The organism is uncultured Nostoc sp., assembly GCF_964245445.1.
Classification (GTDB): domain Bacteria; phylum Cyanobacteriota; class Cyanobacteriia; order Cyanobacteriales; family Nostocaceae; genus Nostoc.
The window spans coordinates 1-16,899 of sequence record NZ_CAXTNE010000177.1; the positions used below are offsets into that span (position 1 = coordinate 1).

General features: G+C 40.8%; 12 protein-coding genes. 8 read left to right on the forward strand and 4 right to left on the reverse strand.

Annotated features, from left to right (window positions below; translation table 11 throughout):
- The coding region (locus ACFE90_RS24735) for a CHAT domain-containing protein (RefSeq protein ID WP_375505108.1) at positions 1-3,316 on the forward strand (3,316 nt) is incomplete at its 5' end.
- A gap of 405 nt (positions 3,317-3,721) precedes the next feature.
- Positions 3,722-5,896: a lipoxygenase family protein gene (locus tag ACFE90_RS24740; RefSeq protein ID WP_375505109.1), complete on the forward strand. Its 2,175-nt coding sequence runs from the start codon at positions 3,722-3,724 to the stop codon at positions 5,894-5,896.
- Positions 5,897-6,234: 338 nt separating this feature from the next.
- Here the strand turns inward: ACFE90_RS24740 and ACFE90_RS24745 are convergent, their stop codons facing one another.
- Complete coding sequence (locus ACFE90_RS24745) at positions 6,235-6,780, reverse strand: NADPH-dependent FMN reductase (protein WP_375505110.1); 546 nt, start codon at positions 6,778-6,780, stop codon at positions 6,235-6,237.
- 322 nt (positions 6,781-7,102) lie between these two features.
- Here ACFE90_RS24745 and ftsH point away from each other — a divergent pair, with 322 nt between their 5' ends.
- The 5 genes from ftsH to topA all read left to right on the forward strand — a co-directional run bounded on the left by ftsH (position 7,103) and on the right by topA (position 13,982).
- Complete coding sequence (ftsH, locus tag ACFE90_RS24750) at positions 7,103-8,998, forward strand: ATP-dependent zinc metalloprotease FtsH (protein WP_375505111.1); 1,896 nt, start codon at positions 7,103-7,105, stop codon at positions 8,996-8,998.
- A gap of 433 nt (positions 8,999-9,431) precedes the next feature.
- Positions 9,432-10,301: a hypothetical protein gene (locus ACFE90_RS24755; RefSeq protein WP_375505112.1), complete on the forward strand. Its 870-nt coding sequence runs from the start codon at positions 9,432-9,434 to the stop codon at positions 10,299-10,301.
- Between the two features lie 900 nt (positions 10,302-11,201).
- Entirely contained in the window at positions 11,202-11,408 is a 207-nt protein-coding gene (locus ACFE90_RS24760; RefSeq protein ID WP_375505113.1) for a type II toxin-antitoxin system HicB family antitoxin, read from the forward strand.
- A gap of 2 nt (positions 11,409-11,410) precedes the next feature.
- Positions 11,411-11,635, forward strand: a complete 225-nt coding sequence (locus tag ACFE90_RS24765) for a type II toxin-antitoxin system HicA family toxin (RefSeq protein ID WP_375505114.1) — start codon at positions 11,411-11,413, stop codon at positions 11,633-11,635.
- A gap of 181 nt (positions 11,636-11,816) precedes the next feature.
- A complete protein-coding gene (gene topA, locus ACFE90_RS24770) occupies positions 11,817-13,982 on the forward strand; it encodes a type I DNA topoisomerase (RefSeq protein WP_375505115.1) in 2,166 nt (721 codons plus the stop codon).
- Positions 13,983-14,001: 19 nt separating this feature from the next.
- Here the strand turns inward: topA and ACFE90_RS24775 are convergent, their stop codons facing one another.
- From ACFE90_RS24775 to ACFE90_RS24785, 3 genes are all read right to left on the reverse strand, one after another.
- Positions 14,002-14,277, reverse strand: a complete 276-nt coding sequence (locus ACFE90_RS24775; RefSeq protein ID WP_229563801.1) for a type II toxin-antitoxin system RelE/ParE family toxin — start codon at positions 14,275-14,277, stop codon at positions 14,002-14,004.
- Positions 14,270-14,521, reverse strand: a complete 252-nt coding sequence (locus tag ACFE90_RS24780; protein WP_375505116.1) for a type II toxin-antitoxin system Phd/YefM family antitoxin — start codon at positions 14,519-14,521, stop codon at positions 14,270-14,272. The genes ACFE90_RS24775 and ACFE90_RS24780 overlap by 8 nt, the downstream gene beginning before the upstream one ends.
- 225 nt (positions 14,522-14,746) lie before the next feature.
- Positions 14,747-15,265, reverse strand: coding sequence for a phosphoribosyltransferase (locus ACFE90_RS24785; protein ID WP_375505117.1), 519 nt, complete (start codon positions 15,263-15,265; stop codon positions 14,747-14,749).
- A gap of 166 nt (positions 15,266-15,431) precedes the next feature.
- Between ACFE90_RS24785 and ACFE90_RS24790 the strand changes: the two genes are divergently transcribed.
- Positions 15,432-16,883: an MFS transporter gene (locus ACFE90_RS24790; RefSeq protein WP_375505118.1), complete on the forward strand. Its 1,452-nt coding sequence runs from the start codon at positions 15,432-15,434 to the stop codon at positions 16,881-16,883.
- The last annotated feature ends 16 nt before the right edge of the window (positions 16,884-16,899 follow it).

The window sequence follows — 16,899 nt, forward strand, 5'->3', positions numbered from 1 at the left end:
CTTCCCACTCCCCACTCCCCAATCAAAACCAATGAACACCTTCGAGATTACCATCCAACGCAAATCAGGAGATAACTGGCCAATTGTAGTAGAACACAGTCAACCAGGTGTCCTCCTACCGTTGCGATCGGAAGGTAATCTCTGCCTAACTGCTGAAGATTTCCAGCATTTAACCAGTCTTCTGGGACAAGTACAGGATTACGGGACATTATTAGGCAAAGCACTGTTAAAAGACGAAGTACGTGATGGATTTATTAGGGCACTGAGTCAGAATAAAGAAACACTGCGGGTATTGCTATTTATTGAAGCCCCAGACAAAGAACTCAGAACCTTACGCTGGGAAAGGTTATGCGCTCCTATTGATGGCGACTGGCAGATGTTAGCCATCAACCAACGAGTGCCTTTTTGCTTTTATATTCCTGCCATTACTGACCGACTCTTTCCCGCCATTGGGCGGCGGGACTTACGGGCGTTGGTATTGGTGGCGAGTCCTTCGGATTCGCAAAAGTATAAATTAGACACTTTTGATGTTGAAGCTACGGTCAAAAGTGTCCGGTCAGCCTTGGGAGATATCCCCACTGATGTGTTAGCAACAGTTGATGATGCCATTGGTTTACCTACCCTAGACCAACTTTGCGCTCAACTAACTGACCGGACAAAGCAGTATACAATGTTGCACTTTGTCAGCCACGGTAGAGTACTTGATGATGGCGAAACTCTCCTCTACTGGTCAAAAGCTGATGATACAGTCGAGGTGGTGACAGCGACAAGGTTACTGGAAAGAGTGCGCCCGTTACGGGGAGCTAGAGGGCTACCCCATTTTACTTTTCTCTGCACTTGTGAGAGTGCTAGCCCAGAAGCAGAAGCCGGATTAGGGGGATTAGGACAGCGCTTGGTGCGGGATTTGGGGATGCCTGCGGTAGTGGCCATGACTGAAAAAGTTACTATCAAGACGGCTCAAGCATTAGCAGAGAAATTTTACTCCCAACTTAGAGAGTCGGGGGAGGTGGACTCAGCATTACATGAAGCTACAGCAGCTCTTGCAGAACGTGGTGACGTTACTGTACCGGCGCTGTTTAGCCGTTTAGGGGGACGACCCTTATTCAGCGATCAGCTTGACAGAGAATTAACCAACGCCGAAATTCAATATGGTCTAGAGCGCCTTGTACAGTTGCTACCAGAGCGATCGCCTATCCTAAAAAAAAGGTTTACAGAACTAGTACAGCAGCTAGGAAACACACTAGGGGCGGATGTTACAGCTTTGAGCAAACCAGCCCTCCAAGAGCGATCGCAGGCTTTAGAAGAGATTAACAACTTCTGTGAGGAAATATTTGACCTCAACTTCCATGCTTTGGCATTAGATCAGCAACCACCCATCTATGATTCTCGTTGTCCCTTCCGTGGCTTATATCCTTTCCGCGTGGAAAACCGCGAGTTTTTCTTTGGGCGAGAACAACTGATTGTGCAACTGCAACAAAAGCTGACTGAACATAACTTTTTAGCTGTGTTAGGCGCTTCTGGTAGTGGTAAGTCATCGGTAGTGTTAGCCGGATTGATCCCGATGCTAGAACAGTTGCAACCGGGTGTAGTTACAGCATACATGACACCAAGCAGTAACCCGATCAAGCAATTACAAACTACTCTTTCCCCAGTGCAAGGTCAATCTTCAATATTAGTAATCGACCAATTTGAGGAACTGTTTACCCTCTGTACTGATGAAACTGTAAAGGTGACTTTCATCGAAAAATTGTTAAGCCTGATTCCATATCAAAAAGTCGTGATTACCATGCGGGCAGACTTTTGGGGCGAGTGTGCTACCTACCGCAACCTGAAAGATTTGATGGAAGCTAGGCAAAAACTAATTGGCCCAATGGATGCGGCAGAATTGCGAAAGGCAATGGAAATGCAAGCTGCCCAAGTGGGTTTGCGCTTTGAAGCAGGGTTAAGCAACTCGATTCTCGATGATGTTCAAGGTGAGCCAGGAGCCATGCCACTGTTGCAACATGCATTGTTGGAGATGTGGAAGCGGCGACATGGTAGATGGTTGCGCTGTGTGGAGTATGAAGCGATTGGTGGTGTGAATATGGCGATCGCTCAAACTGCCGATGATGTATACAATAGTTTGTCACCCTCAGAACAAGACGAAGTTAAGAATATCTTCATCCGCTTAACCCGCTTGGATGAAAACGCCCTCCAGGGAGAGAAACGTCGAGATACAAGACGGCGAGTTTGGTTAGATGAACTAGTGCCATTCGGTGGTGATTTAGCAAGTACCAAGCAGTTAATACGGCGGTTGGCTGGTGAAGGAGCGCGATTAGTAGTTACGAACGTAGACGGATCTACAAATCGTGAGGAGGTAGAAGTAGCTCATGAAGCCTTAATCCGCTATTGGCCCCGATTGCTGAATTGGTTAGATGATAACCAAATTAACTTACAACTACGCGAAACTATTCGTCAAGCAGCTTTGGAGTGGGAAAAGCAGCAAAAAGACGAGAACTATTTGGCACATCGGGGTGGAAGGTTAGAAGATGCCCAAATGCTAGCGAAACAAACCAACTTTTTGAACCAGTTAGAGGCTGAATATGTAGACGCTTGTGTAGAATTTCGCGATCGCCAACACAGGGATGAAAAGGCGCGTAGAAAGAGAATATTAAGACTCAGGTTCGCTATCTTCGCAGTCATCTTACTGTTCGGTACATCTGCGGCAACGGTAATAGGAACAATACTGCTGACTTTGAGACAAAAGCCTAATGTTGTATTTGCGTCTCCTGGGCAAAAGATTCAAGGAACTACACAATATAAATACTTTTATCTTACAGAAAAACAACCTGACCTACAAGATGCAGTACACCAAATTGTAGTAGGTATTCAAGACAAAGATGAAACAGCTTGTATAATGGACGACGTAATCGAAACTGGAGAGAAACAGGGGAAGAAAAGTTTTACTCTAACTGCACCCAAAGAAGCAGGAGTTTATTATATTCAGTCTAGATTTGAGATGGAACATGACTGCGATAACGCTCAAAATAAGTGGTTAACTGAAAAACCAGAAGAAAAAACGGGAAAAACAACTAATTCTGTGGGAGTTATTGTAGTTGGCAACCTACTTAACTTTGCTATTTATACTCAATTGTGGGATGCCTACAGTAAAAATATACCTAATCTTGCTACTATTAATAGTTTTGATAATAACGTCTATTTTATTTTGAAAGATTTTAAATTAATCAACTGTCCTACATCTAATTCTGGTGGTATACAAGAGAGTCATCTGGATGAGTGCGAGCGCGTTGCTACTAATCAAGAATCTGCTATGTGAAACTAATATAATTATCTGTTGAAATTTTTTGGTGATGATTTATCTTATAGCGATTGCAATTAATAAAGCGATTGCATAATTCAATTTATAGCCGCTATAAATAGTTACTATAAATATCAAAAACAAATTTTAAAATGCAATTTAAATAAGATAAAAACAAAATTTTATCAGTTAATAAAGTTCTTTTTAATCCAAACAATAAAATTAAATATTTACAACTATTATTTTTTAATTCAATAATTTTTAAGCATTTGTTTTTCCCTAAATTTTAATATAACGTGCTATGGTTGGTTAGATGATTAACAAGGCGATCGCAACCTTTATTGCCAACTAGTAAAATTGCCTTTTTTATCCAGTTTTTGTTGTCACAAAAGTTAAATGTTTACCAAAAAAACAGGAGTCAATATGTCCATAGCTTCTCATCTCATATCTTCTTCTTCAGGACTAACGAAGTCAGATATACAAAGCCTTTTAGTATTTTTATATAAATTAGTAAAATTTAGTAAAGCATCGTTGCAATATATGCAATATGAATATAATTATGATTATATTCGTCCTCTAGCTATGACAGGCGCTCTACCCTTGCCAGTCATTAAAGTAGAACTCCCAGCCCAAGAGTTACCTAATTTGAAATGGGTACTTTCAGTAACTCAAAAACTAACGCTGATTTTAGTAAATGATACTGTCAGTAGCTTTTCAAATTTATTTGACCGCAGCGTGTCTTACGGACTGGATGATGAAGACCAAAGCGATAACTTGTCACTCAACACTAAAGTCCAAGCTTTAGCAGATATCGAGCAAAAGATTCAAGATGCTGAAAGTAATCAAGAATTAGAAAAAATTGCTTTTGATTTGGCATCAATTACTCAAGAAATTACCGAAAAAGTTGTTGATATCAATCCTTCGGATGAGGTGTCGTTTGGAATTGAAGAAATTTCTGAATTTGATAGACAGATTATGGCTATTGATGAGGAATTTGAATCACATTATTTTCATGGTAACATAGGAGATGTAGATTTCTCTGCGTCATCTAACGTAGAAGATTCAATCACAGACTTGTTAAGTTCTGCTTTTAAGAAAATCATTAATTCTGATGCAAAGTTGCTGGAATTAGAAAACACTCAACCCTCGTCTATAGAAGTAGAGTTTTCTATAGGAGAATCTGCAAATAGACTAAATTTTGAAGATTATAATAAATTATTTAGAAAAATCCCTCTTCCAGAAATTAGCTCTAGGTTTCAAGAGGATTTGGTTTTTGCCTATATGCAGGTTGCTGGGCCAAATCCACTGATGCTTCAAAAGTTATCAGAACAGGAAGAAACTTTACAAATCACTAACGAACAATACCAGCAAATAGTTGGGAAGTCGGACTCCCTTGAAGCTGCAAAGAGAGAAGGTCGGCTTTATAAAGCTGATTATTCTAAGTTAAAAAACATGAAAAATGGGACTTTTCCTAAACAACAAAAGTATATCTATTCGCCTTTAGCATTATTTGCAGTCCCACCATCTGGTAGCCCATCTCGGTCTTTAGTACCAGTGGCTATTCAGTGCCAGCCGGAAGATCCAGTATTCACCCCTTTAAATGGTGATAACTGGGCGATCGCTAAAAGCATTGTGCAAATGGCAGATAGCAACTACCATGAACTAATTAGTCATCTTGGTCGCACTCACTTATTTATCGAACCTTTTGTAATTGCTACTAAACGTCGATTACCAGCAAACCACCATTTAAGAATTTTGCTGGAACCTCACTTTGAGGGAACTATCTTAATCAATTACGGCGCTCATAAAATCTTGATTGCCCCAGGACGTGAAGTAGATGCGATTTTAGCTAGTACAATTGAAAGCGATCGCCAGCTAACTGTTGAAGGCGCTCAAGATTATTTGCATCATTTCAACAATGCCATGTTTCCCAACATTTTAGCAAGTCGCGGTGTTGATAATACTTCTGAACTACCTGAATATCCTTATCGAGATGACGGACTACTGATTTGGAATGCTATTCATAAATGGGTGCGTGCCTATTTGAGCAGTTACTATACCAGTGAGTCACAGCTACTAGCAGACCAAGCTTTACAAAATTGGGCAAAGGAATTAATTTCCGAACAAGGAGGTCGCCTCCAGAATTTTGGTGAAGATGCTTCAGGCACAATTAAGACACTAGATTATCTAATTGACGCCGTTTCCACAATCATTTTTACTGCTAGCGCCCAACACGCTGCGGTTAATTTTCCGCAAGGTGAACTCATGACCTATGCACCTGCTTTTCCTCTAGCCAGTTACTCCCCAGCACCCACAAATCCTAACGAACCAGGCGATTTGATGAGTATCCTACCTTCCCTAGACCAAGCCAAAACCCAACTTAAGGTAACTTATTTGCTTGGTTCGGTCTACTATACCCAGTTAGGGCAATACTCCAACTCATACTTTAAATCCAAGCCACAACTGAGTTCGGCTCTGCTTACTTTTCAAAATGAACTCAAAGGAATTGAAAAAGAAATTAATCAGAAGAATCGTACAAGGATAATGCCTTACAAGTTCTTGCTACCTTCCCAAATTCCACAAAGTATCAATATTTAGTAGTATGTCAAGCTCGTTTTGAGGATTTGTAGTAAGCACTTTAGTGATTAGAAAATAAAAATAAGGACTTTAGTCCTTACTACAAACTTGCCCACCTTATAACTCAATACGGTTTCAGTTAAACACATTTATCTGTTCAGGCAGGCAGGGGAGGCAGGGGAAGCAGGGGGAGAGAAAAAAGCTTAACTGAACTGTATTGCCCTGAACCTATCCCACTAATAATATTTGTGCTAAAAAGCTTAAGCTTATTGAGAACGAAAAACGAAAAATCAAGGTTTTCAAGCACATTTTACGAAAAGAAGTAGGGATTTTTAGAATAGTGGGATAGGTTCCTATAACTAATCAACACCCCGCAGCTTGCGAGTATTATCAACTAAACTCTGAGCAAATTGATCAAATCTTTGAGAAAGTTTTTCATCTAGCAACTTGCCTTCAGGACTGAATGCACCCCAAGCTTGTCCGATCGCAATTTGTTCTGGAATCACCCAACCATGCACCCATCGGACAATTAGCCGTAGGTCATTTAAAGCATTACTATTAGACTGACCCCCCAATACACTGATTAGTCCTGTCACTTTATCAGACAGTTGCTCAAAGCTCATCAAATCTAGGGCATTTTTCAGGACACCACTAACGCTACCATGATACTCAGGTGTCGCTAAAATTAACCCATCGGCGCGACTAACTGTATCTTGCAAGCGCTGAACATCTGGGTACTCTGGATACTCCTTTGCGCCAGTGCAAAACGGTAGCTGCAACTGCTGTAAATCGAGAATTTCTACCTCTGCACCCACAGCTTCTACCCTTTGCACTGCTACTTGTAAAGCAAGCTGGGTATATGAGTTGGATCTTAAACTACCACCAATACCAATAATTCTCACCATAATTAACCCACAAACTATTAACTAGCTACTATTACCAGACTTCTTAAAAAGCGGAATCGTTATGACTATGTTTATCTTAGCGATTTGTGCCGGAATGTGTCAAATTGATATCAAGGGGACTGAGGACTGGGAAAGAATTATTTTAATCCTAATCTTTAATACCCAATCCCCAATCCCCAATCCCAAATCCCCAATCCCCAATACCGAGTCTGGAAGTTAGACTAGATAAGAAAAGTGTAATTTCCAGTTATTACAATTTTTGGTAGAAGAATAGGCATAAAACCATAGCTCAACTTGTGCCAGCAGACAAAGGGTAATTATTATGACAAATTTGGGAAAAAAACCATTGATAAAAAGACAGGCGTCAAAACGTGGTGCTTGGGTTGGTGCGATTGCAGCTAGTTTGATTATGTTACCAGGAATTTTTGGGAGTACTCCCGTCCTGGCACAAAAGGCAGAAAGCACCTCTTTAAATTATGGCGACTTGATCAAGAAAGCGAAGGCGGGAGAAATCCAAAAAGTAGAGCTTGACGAAACTGAACAGCTAGCAAAGGTTTATCTCAAAGGGCAAAAGGCTGATACACCACCGCAACAGGTGAGACTTCTGGCACAAAACACAGAGTTAATTAACATCCTCAAAGATAAGAATGTTGAGTTTGGCGAAGTTTCCTCAGCTAATAGTCGAGCTGCTGTTGGACTGTTGATCAATCTCATGTGGATTTTGCCACTGGTAGCTTTAATGCTATTGTTCCTGCGTCGCTCTACTAATGCTTCTAGCCAAGCGATGAATTTCGGTAAATCCAAAGCTCGCTTCCAAATGGAAGCAAAAACTGGAGTAAAATTTGAAGATGTAGCCGGGGTTGAAGAAGCTAAAGAAGACCTCGAAGAAGTTGTTACTTTCCTGAAACAGCCGGAAAGATTTACTGCTGTAGGCGCACGTATTCCCAAAGGAGTATTGTTAATTGGCCCTCCGGGTACTGGTAAAACTTTACTAGCAAAAGCGATCGCAGGTGAAGCAGGTGTACCATTCTTCAGTATTTCCGGTTCAGAATTCGTGGAAATGTTTGTTGGTGTAGGTGCATCTCGCGTGCGCGACCTCTTCAAGAAAGCCAAAGAGAATGCCCCTTGTCTAATATTTATCGATGAAATTGACGCAGTAGGTAGACAACGGGGTGCTGGTATCGGTGGCGGTAACGACGAGCGCGAACAAACCCTCAATCAACTGCTCACCGAAATGGATGGTTTTGAAGGTAACACAGGCATTATTATTATTGCTGCCACTAACCGCCCAGATGTTCTAGATGCAGCGTTGCTCAGACCAGGACGCTTTGACAGACAAGTGATGGTGGATGCACCGGATCTCAAAGGGCGACTGGAAATTTTGAAAGTCCACGCGCGCAATAAGAAAATTGATCCTAGCGTATCATTAGAAGCGATCGCTCGTCGCACTCCTGGTTTTACTGGCGCAGACTTAGCCAACTTACTCAACGAAGCCGCCATTCTCACGGCTAGGAGACGCAAAGAAGCTGTCACCCTTTTAGAAATTGATGCTGCTGTGGATAGAGTCGTTGCAGGTATGGAAGGTACCGCCTTAGTAGACAGCAAGAGCAAGCGCTTGATTGCCTATCATGAAGTTGGACATGCTTTAGTTGGTACATTCCTCGAAGACAAAGGGCATGACCCTGTGCAAAAAGTTACACTCATCCCACGGGGACAAGCACTGGGATTAACTTGGTTTACTCCCAACGAAGAACAGGGGTTAATTTCCCGTTCCCAACTCAAAGCCAGAATTACTGCTACTTTGGGTGGTCGCGCCGCCGAGGAAATTGTTTTTGGGAAGCCAGAAGTGACCACAGGTGCAGGCAATGACCTGCAACAGGTTACAGGAATGGCGCGGCAGATGGTGACACGCTTCGGGATGTCAGAATTAGGCCCATTGTCACTAGAAAATCAGAGTGGAGAGGTATTTTTGGGACGTGACTGGATGAATAAATCAGACTATTCTGAGGAAATTGCCGCCAAAATTGATTCACAGGTGCGCGAAATTGTCAACAAGTCTTACATTAGAGCAATAGAACTGTTGCAAGAAAACCGCATAGTTTTGGAGCGTTTAGTAGATTTGTTGATAGAACAGGAAACAATTGAAGGCGATTTATTCCGCAAAATTGTTGAGGACAATACCCAGGTAGCCGATGCACAAGTAGCTGTACCTCATTAGGGAATAGTTGATACTCCCTAGTACATTGTGGCGGAAGTTTGTCTACCTTTAACAAGAGGATTTACGCTGTGCTGTACTAGTGAAAATCCAAATATTCAAATTCCCGACTTTTTGAAAAAGTCGGGAATTTTCTTGAACAAAAGTCACAAGTGCGATCGCAAACTGTCTCCATGAGAATCGTTTGGCGCGGACAGGATTAATTCTCGCTAATTACTGCTGTAAGCCAACCTGATAGAGAAAGAGGAAGTGTAAGGTTAAATGAAGCGCTACATTTTGCGTAACTATCTTTTTAAGTTCGGTAATCCACACTACAGATGTATTATTACACCAAGGCAAATCTTCCCTAGTAATGCTAATTTATACATAACTTTGACTCAATTTTCCCAAGTAGACAACCTTGTTAGACAGACAATTGGGACTGTTTGAGTATTTTATGAGCTTATTTGACAGTGTATTTTACGATACAAAAAATGCTCTCTTTCTTAGAGAAGATTCTAGGACAGAAGGGAAATTGCCGCTTGCTATTGAGCAAATAATTGAAACAGAATTAAGATATTTTAATCAATCAGTATCTATTACTAACCAAAATCAGATTCCAGACACACCTCAAATACCAATTCAGAATCCTACAACTTGGTTAAAGATTCCAGATGTTATCTGCTGCTTTGTAGATATGGAAGGATCTACAAAACTTAGTGCCGGATTACATGACAAAACAACAGCAAAAGCGTATCGATTTTTCACAGAAACAGCTATCCGGATTTTTCATAAATTTGGAGCTGGATATATTGATATTAAAGGAGACGGGGTTTTTAGCCTATTCAACAAGAGCCAACCTTATACAGCACTTGCTGCAACTATATCATTTAAAACATTTGTTTATGAAAATTTTACGCCTAAAGTTCAAAAACTAACTGAACAGAATGTTGGTGGTCATTTTGGAATTGATCAGAAAACTGTCTTAGTTCGTAGATTTGGTTTGAAGAGTTATCAAAATAGGACAGATAGGCAGAATGAGGTTTGGGCTGGAAAACCCATAAACATGGCAGCCAAACTAGCTAGTTTATCTACAAATAATCGGCTTTGGGTATCAGATAGATTTTTCTGTAATCTCAAAGATCAGCAGGCTATATATTCTTGTGGATGTCCAAATGGTGTTAAGAAGGAGCTTTGGAAAAAGGAAGATGTATCCAATGACAGCAGATTTGACTTTGATAATGCTTACAGTCTCGGCAGTAATTGGTGTGAAAGACATGGTAAGTCTTTTTGCTCAAATTTAGTAAAGCTAGACACTGAAAATTAGGCTTATTTTTTAGAATAAATCTTTATGTTTACATCCAAGCTTATTTCAACTTTTGAATTAGTAAATAATTGGCTTAAATTTGCAGAAGCTAAAAATGTAATTCTTCTTAGTTTATCTGGCATTATAATTACTATTATTAGTACATATATTAAAACTACTGTAAATCTATCAATGTCAATTTATATAGGATTGATAATTGTAGTGTCTCTATTATTTATTAGTTTATTAATTTGTTTTCTATCTTTTCTTCCTAAAATTGATATCGAGCATTTTGTTTGGTTAAAATCAAAACCATCTAGAAAATCTAAATTTATACTAAAAGACACTGATAATTTTTATTTTTTCAACGATCTTAAGAAATATCAACCTGATACTTTGCTAGACTCAATGAATAGGTTATATTTTGATAATTAAGTACAAATACCATATAGAAAAGAAGATTTAGATATAGCAAACCAAATAATTATTAACTCAGAAATTACATCAATAAAGTTGATGTTTTTCAGAATAGCTTTATGGCATCTAATATGTTCTATTATTACTATTCCATTTTCATTACTAATTAGTATATTACTACATAGTAAATCATAAGTTATAAATATTTGACGCAGGTGTAGAGAGGCTGTATGGAAAAATTGAGTTTAAAGTGTATTGTTTAAGATAAAAGACAAGTGCTTTCACACAACTATTGATTAAGCTGCCATAAAAGCTTAAGCTTTCTTAAATGGAGAATCCACCGAAAAGATTGTCCAAAGTTTTTTATTTATATTGCTGGAACAAGTTTCTGGTACGAGCACCTTCTATTTTGCCAACAAGGTATGACGGCTCGGCTACTTTTTTGGTTAAATGTTTGCAGGTTACAATAATAAATAACTACAATTATTTTGCTAAAAACAGTGTATGAAGTTCAATGTAACACTTGATCGTGATGAAGATGGGGTTTGGATTGTCGAGTGCCCCAGTATACCTGGTTGTGTTAGTCAAGGTCAGTCAAGAGAAGAAGCCCTGGAAAATATCAAGGACGCGATCGCAGCTTGTCTTCAAGTTCGTGCTGAACTTGGTTTACCGCTCACTGTGGAAACTCATCAAGTAGAGGTTACAGCTTAATCATGGCATCTGCCCTTCCGGTTCTAAGTGGACGTGAAGTCGTCCATGTGTTTGAATCGTTCGGTTGGGAGTTTGCACCTCAAAGTGCTAGTCACATTATCCTGGTTAAAAAAGGCGAAACAGTGACCTTATCTGTTCCAGATCATCGTGAGGTGGCAAAAGGAACATTACGTAGTCTCATCCGTACTGCTGGACTTACAGTTAATGAATTCATTGCCGCTATCTAATGGCATGGTCATCGCGTTGGGATGATTTACCTCTAAACTGAGTTGAGCAATTTCCAAAGCTTTTTGGTACAGTATTCTAGAAAATCCATATCACGAGAATAGGCGTTCGCCTTTGGCGTTGGCGCAGCCATCGCTGATTGCAATTGCCAATTTATTGCTCAAAATCTAGAACGCAGTTGTTATGATCAAACGCCTGCTTGTGGTAGAATCTCCCGGAAAAGTCAAAAAACTCAGTCAAATTCTGGGTTCAGACTGGAAAGTTCTAGCCAGTTGTGGCCATATCCGAGAACTCAGCAATGAAGGAGACGATTCCTTGGGCTTCGTCATGGATGGCGGTAATGTGCGGTGCAATTACGTCCCGCGTGACCAACGAGCGAAAGAAACAATCCAGAAGCTCAAGTCTGCGGTGAGGCTGGTTGATGAAGTTGTCTTAGCAACTGACCCAGACCGGGAAGGCGAGACAATCGCTTGGCATCTCAAAGAAACACTGGGTTTAAGAGAACCGAAACGAGTAATTTATACTGAGATTACAGCATCGGCGGTGCAGAGTGCGATCGCTAATCCTAGAAAGCTAGACCAAAACTTAATCGGTGCTGGGCTGTGCCGAGATTGCCTAGATAAGTTGGTGGGTTATAAGGGTAGTCCGTTAGTTTGGGCATTAAATAACGGCGCTAAGAGTGTTGGCAGAGTTCAAAGCGCGACGTTGCATTTGATTTGTCAGCGAGAAAACGAAATTCTGACTTTTGTCCCCCAAGATTACTGGAGTGTCTGGGTAGATTATACTGAAGGATTTCGAGCTTTTTACAAAGGGACGGTCGATTCTGCAAAAGATGCAGCAGAGCAAGAAACTGAAACTCATGATGATGCGAAAGTAGGTAATAGTCCAGAAACACCAGAGTCTAAACGTGTTCTTTCCGAAGCAGAGGCTACACGTTTAGTTGAAGAAGCACAGCGACATCCTCATCAGGTGATTCATTTTGAAGGAAAAATCGTTAGCCGCCAGCCACCGCCACCATTTACAACTTCCAGCCTTCAGCAAGCAGCCGGTTCAAAGTTGAGGTTTGCTCCTGATAAAACTATGGTTGTTGCCCAAAAGCTGTATGAAGCAGGGCTAATAACATATATGCGAACAGACTCAGTAATGCTGAGTCCAGAATTTTGTGCCAGCGCCCGTAAATGGTTGGAGCAAAACGATCCGCAGAATGTACCGCCGCAAGTCGCCAAGCATCGTAGTAGCAAATCGGCTCAAGAAGCACATGAAGCGATTCGTCCAACTGATGTGTTTCGTCCCTCAGTTCAATTACGCTCTGAACTTCCTGATGATCAGTTTAATCTGTATGTGATGATCTGGAAACGCTCAATTGCCTCTCAGTGTCGTGCTGCTCAATTGCGTAAAACTTTGGTGATTACTCAGTCTGGTTCTCTACTGTGGTCAGCGAGAGGGCAAGTGATTGAATTTTACGGTTATGCCCGGTACTGGAATAATCTTAGCAAGGATAGTGTTTTACCTTCATTACAACAGGGACAAGCATTGAAACTGGAGAATGCTGGACATGAAAAGAAGCAGACGCAGCCACCACCCCGTTATAGCGAACCAAAATTGGTGCAACTGATGGAACGTAAAGGAATTGGTCGCCCAAGTACTTATGCTCCTACTGTTGCTACCTTAAAAAAACGAAATTATGTCGAGTTGAAAAAAGACCATCTGCAACCGACAGCGTTAGGGTTAGAAGTTGATGCGTTTTTGCTCAAAGCACTGCCTGATTTACTAGAGGCGGAATTCACAGCGAAAATGGAAGATGCCCTTGATGCAATTTCTGAAGGAAAAAACTCTTGGCAGCATTATTTAACTAGTTGGAATCAGAATTACTTTGTACCAGCGCTTTCCAAAGCTAAAACTGTAGTTGCGAGTTCCCCAACAAGTAAAGCTAATGTGATAACTGAACGCAAATATGAAACTTCCAAGACTCGATGCCCTGAATGCAAAAATTTTCTCGCCAAAATTCCGAGCAGTAAAGTAAAAAAGAAATATTTCCTCAAATGCACAAAAGGCTGTGAAAATGTCGTGCTATTTTGGAGCGACTTTAACAAAACTTGGCAGCCACCACAAACTAAAGCAGTCCAAGCTGAAAATCAACAAAAGCCTCCCGTGAAGATGACGGCATATCCCTGCCCTGTATGTAAGAAACCTCTAGAGGAGTATAGTTATGTCAAAGAAGGGCAGAGTAAGACAATGTTGCGATGTTCTAATTCACAATCGCGTAAGGACACCAAACATAAAGATGTGGCTTATTTTAGTACCCAAAAAGGGTGGTGGAGTCCTAAGTTTGGGGAGTTAAATTGTTAGGTTCTACGACTGATTGCGATTACAAATTTTTGTAGACTTCACCATCATTTCGCTTACCAACACGAAAAACATCAATCAATTTGCTTTCTTCATCAATTGTGTAGAGAATTCTATATTCACCTTGATCGACACGATAACCACCCTCATAGCCTTTCAAGGCTTTGCAATCTTGAGGTTGAGAATTGCCTTGAAGTGAAAGGATTTTAGATACAACCTGCTTATAAAGTTTCGCTTGCAAATCCAACAAATCTTTTTCAGCAGTCTTAGCAATTCTCAAGCTGTAGCGTTCACTCATTTCCACGCTTGACACTAATTGCGTCTAAGGTAGTAAACCCATCATTTTCCTCAATTGCACGACGAAGTGTTTCTGAATCAATAGCATCTTCAACAGCTTCAAGCAATTTCAAATCATCAAGACCGATAATGGCTACGGCAGCTTTACCATGACGCTGAATTACAATCCGCTCACCCTTATACTCAGCACGATTAATAAGCTCTTGGAAGTTTGCGCGAGCTTCTGTTGCACTTATGGCAGTCATAGCGCCTCACAAAATTAAATAATTGATGCTAATCAAAATGTAAATTTTGTACAAATTGCTAAAAATATACAAAGTTTACATTCTGTACTAATATTACACAATGGATAAAACAATTTCCAGTTAATTTTGGATTTATGCACTGTGATGCGATCGCTTAAAACCCCTTTTCGCTAAAATCTAAAATATTATCAATGCGCTAGTACAGCAGGTTTGTGTAGGTATTTATCAACACGGTTGATTTACCTTAGCCGCAAGTTCTGCGGGGTTCATCTGCTCGTAGTGTTCAAAAGGTTGATGAATCCAGGGGTTGTTAGGCAGATAATCAACATAATAATTGGGTGCTATAACTGAACAGGCTTTATACCAAAGAACGGCGGTGCGAATTTCCTCAATGGGGAAATCAGTATTTTGCTTGAGCCAAGGTATAGTCTGCTGGAGTGTGATGCCAGAGTCTACCAAATCATCTACTAGGAGAATGCGCGAACCTAACTTTTCGGCAGTCATCGTTAAGTGGCGAGAGAAAATTAAATTATTTCTTTCTTGCTTACCAGGGCCAGTGTAAGATGAGGTTGCTAAAATTGCCAGAGGCTGCTGGTATATACGGGAGAGAATATCTCCGATTCGTAGTCCTCCTCTGGCAAGACAGATAATCTGGTTAAATTCCCAACCGGATTCATAAATCTGAATAGCCAGTTGTTCAATTTTTTGGTGATAATCTGACCAAGAAACATAAAGGTCTGGCATAAGTCTAACGGGAGTGGTAGATAGCTAGTATTGAAGGCGATGTCTACTATGGTCACTGAGCTTTGTCGTACCCCTACGGGGAAGCAAGCTAGGCGCAGTCTCTCGTAGAGAAGTGCGCGCTATTCGGCATCGCAGACTTTTTATTTTAGTATGAGTGCAAAGTTTTATGAACGATTCTGCTGCTGATAGTGATAGCCAACGAAATCCTCTCACTGAAAAACTCGACTTGAAAACCAAGCTGGCTTACGGTGCAGGGGATTTAGGGCCAGCAATTACTGCAAATATCTCTGTCTTTTATCTGCTGATTTTCTTTACCAGTATCGCTGGTATCCCTGCGGGTTTAGCTGGCACTATTTTGATGATTGGCAAAATCTGGGATGGGGTAAATGATCCGCTTGTCGGGTTCCTGACTGATAAAACGAAATCTCGCCGTTGGGGCCGTCGTCTTCCTTGGATGTTTTATGGAGCAATCCCCTTTGGAATTTTATTCTTCTTGCAGTGGACTGTACCGCAATTTAGTGCAAATCAGAGTGAGAATATTTGGCCGCTATTCTGGTATTACGTAGCGATTGGGGTGCTATCTCAAGCGTTTTACACGGTTGTGAATTTGCCTTATACGGCGATGACTCCAGAACTAACTCAAGATTACGACGAACGCACTAGCCTTAACAGCTTTCGCTTTACATTTTCCATTGGTGGCAGCATTCTGTCATTGATTTTAGCGCTAATTATTTTTATCAAAATTGCCGATCGCCAACAAGCATATCTCGTTTTAGCAGCAATTTGTACTGTAATTTCGATTTTAGGATTATATTGGTGCGTTTTTGGAGTCCGCGATCGCATCTTGGCTTTTGAGGCTAAACGCATCCTAGTCGAGGAACCTGCATCTCTCTCCTTCGGCGAACAGCTAAAAATAGTCTTCAGCAACCGACCTTTTTTATTTGTTATTGGTATATATCTTTTTTCTTGGCTAGGTGTACAAATTACAGCCAGCATTATTCCCTATTTTGTAGTCAATTGTATGGCTCTTAAAGAATCAGATGTGCCCACAGTACTGATTGCAGTCCAAGTAACTGCCCTGCTGATGCTATTTGTCTGGGGGGCGCTAAGTAAAAAAATCGGGAAAAAACTTGTTTATTTTCTGGGAATGAGTTTGTGGATAATAGCCGCCGCCGGACTATTTTTCTTAAAACCTGGTCAAATAGTTTTGATGTATGTGATGGCTGTCATGGCAGGTATTGGTGTCTCCACAGCTTATCTAATTCCTTGGTCGATGATGCCAGATGTGATTGAATTAGATGAACTGCAAACAGGACAACGCAGAGAAGGCATTTTTTATGGCTTCATGGTTTTGCTACAAAAATTTGGTTTAGCTTTCGGGCTGTTTTTGGTGGGAAATGCTTTGCAAGTAGCTGGTTTCAAAGAATCTGTAGCCGGAAGCCCACTACCTATCCAACCTGAATCTGCACTGTTTGCGATTCGCATTGCTGTTGGGCCTATACCTACAGTTTGTTTGCTTTGTGGCTTAGTTTTAACGTATTTTTACCCAATTACCCGCGAGATGCACGCAGAGATCATGCTAAAACTCAAAGAACGGCAAGAGAAGAGGGGGAGTTAAAGGAGCAGGGGGGCAG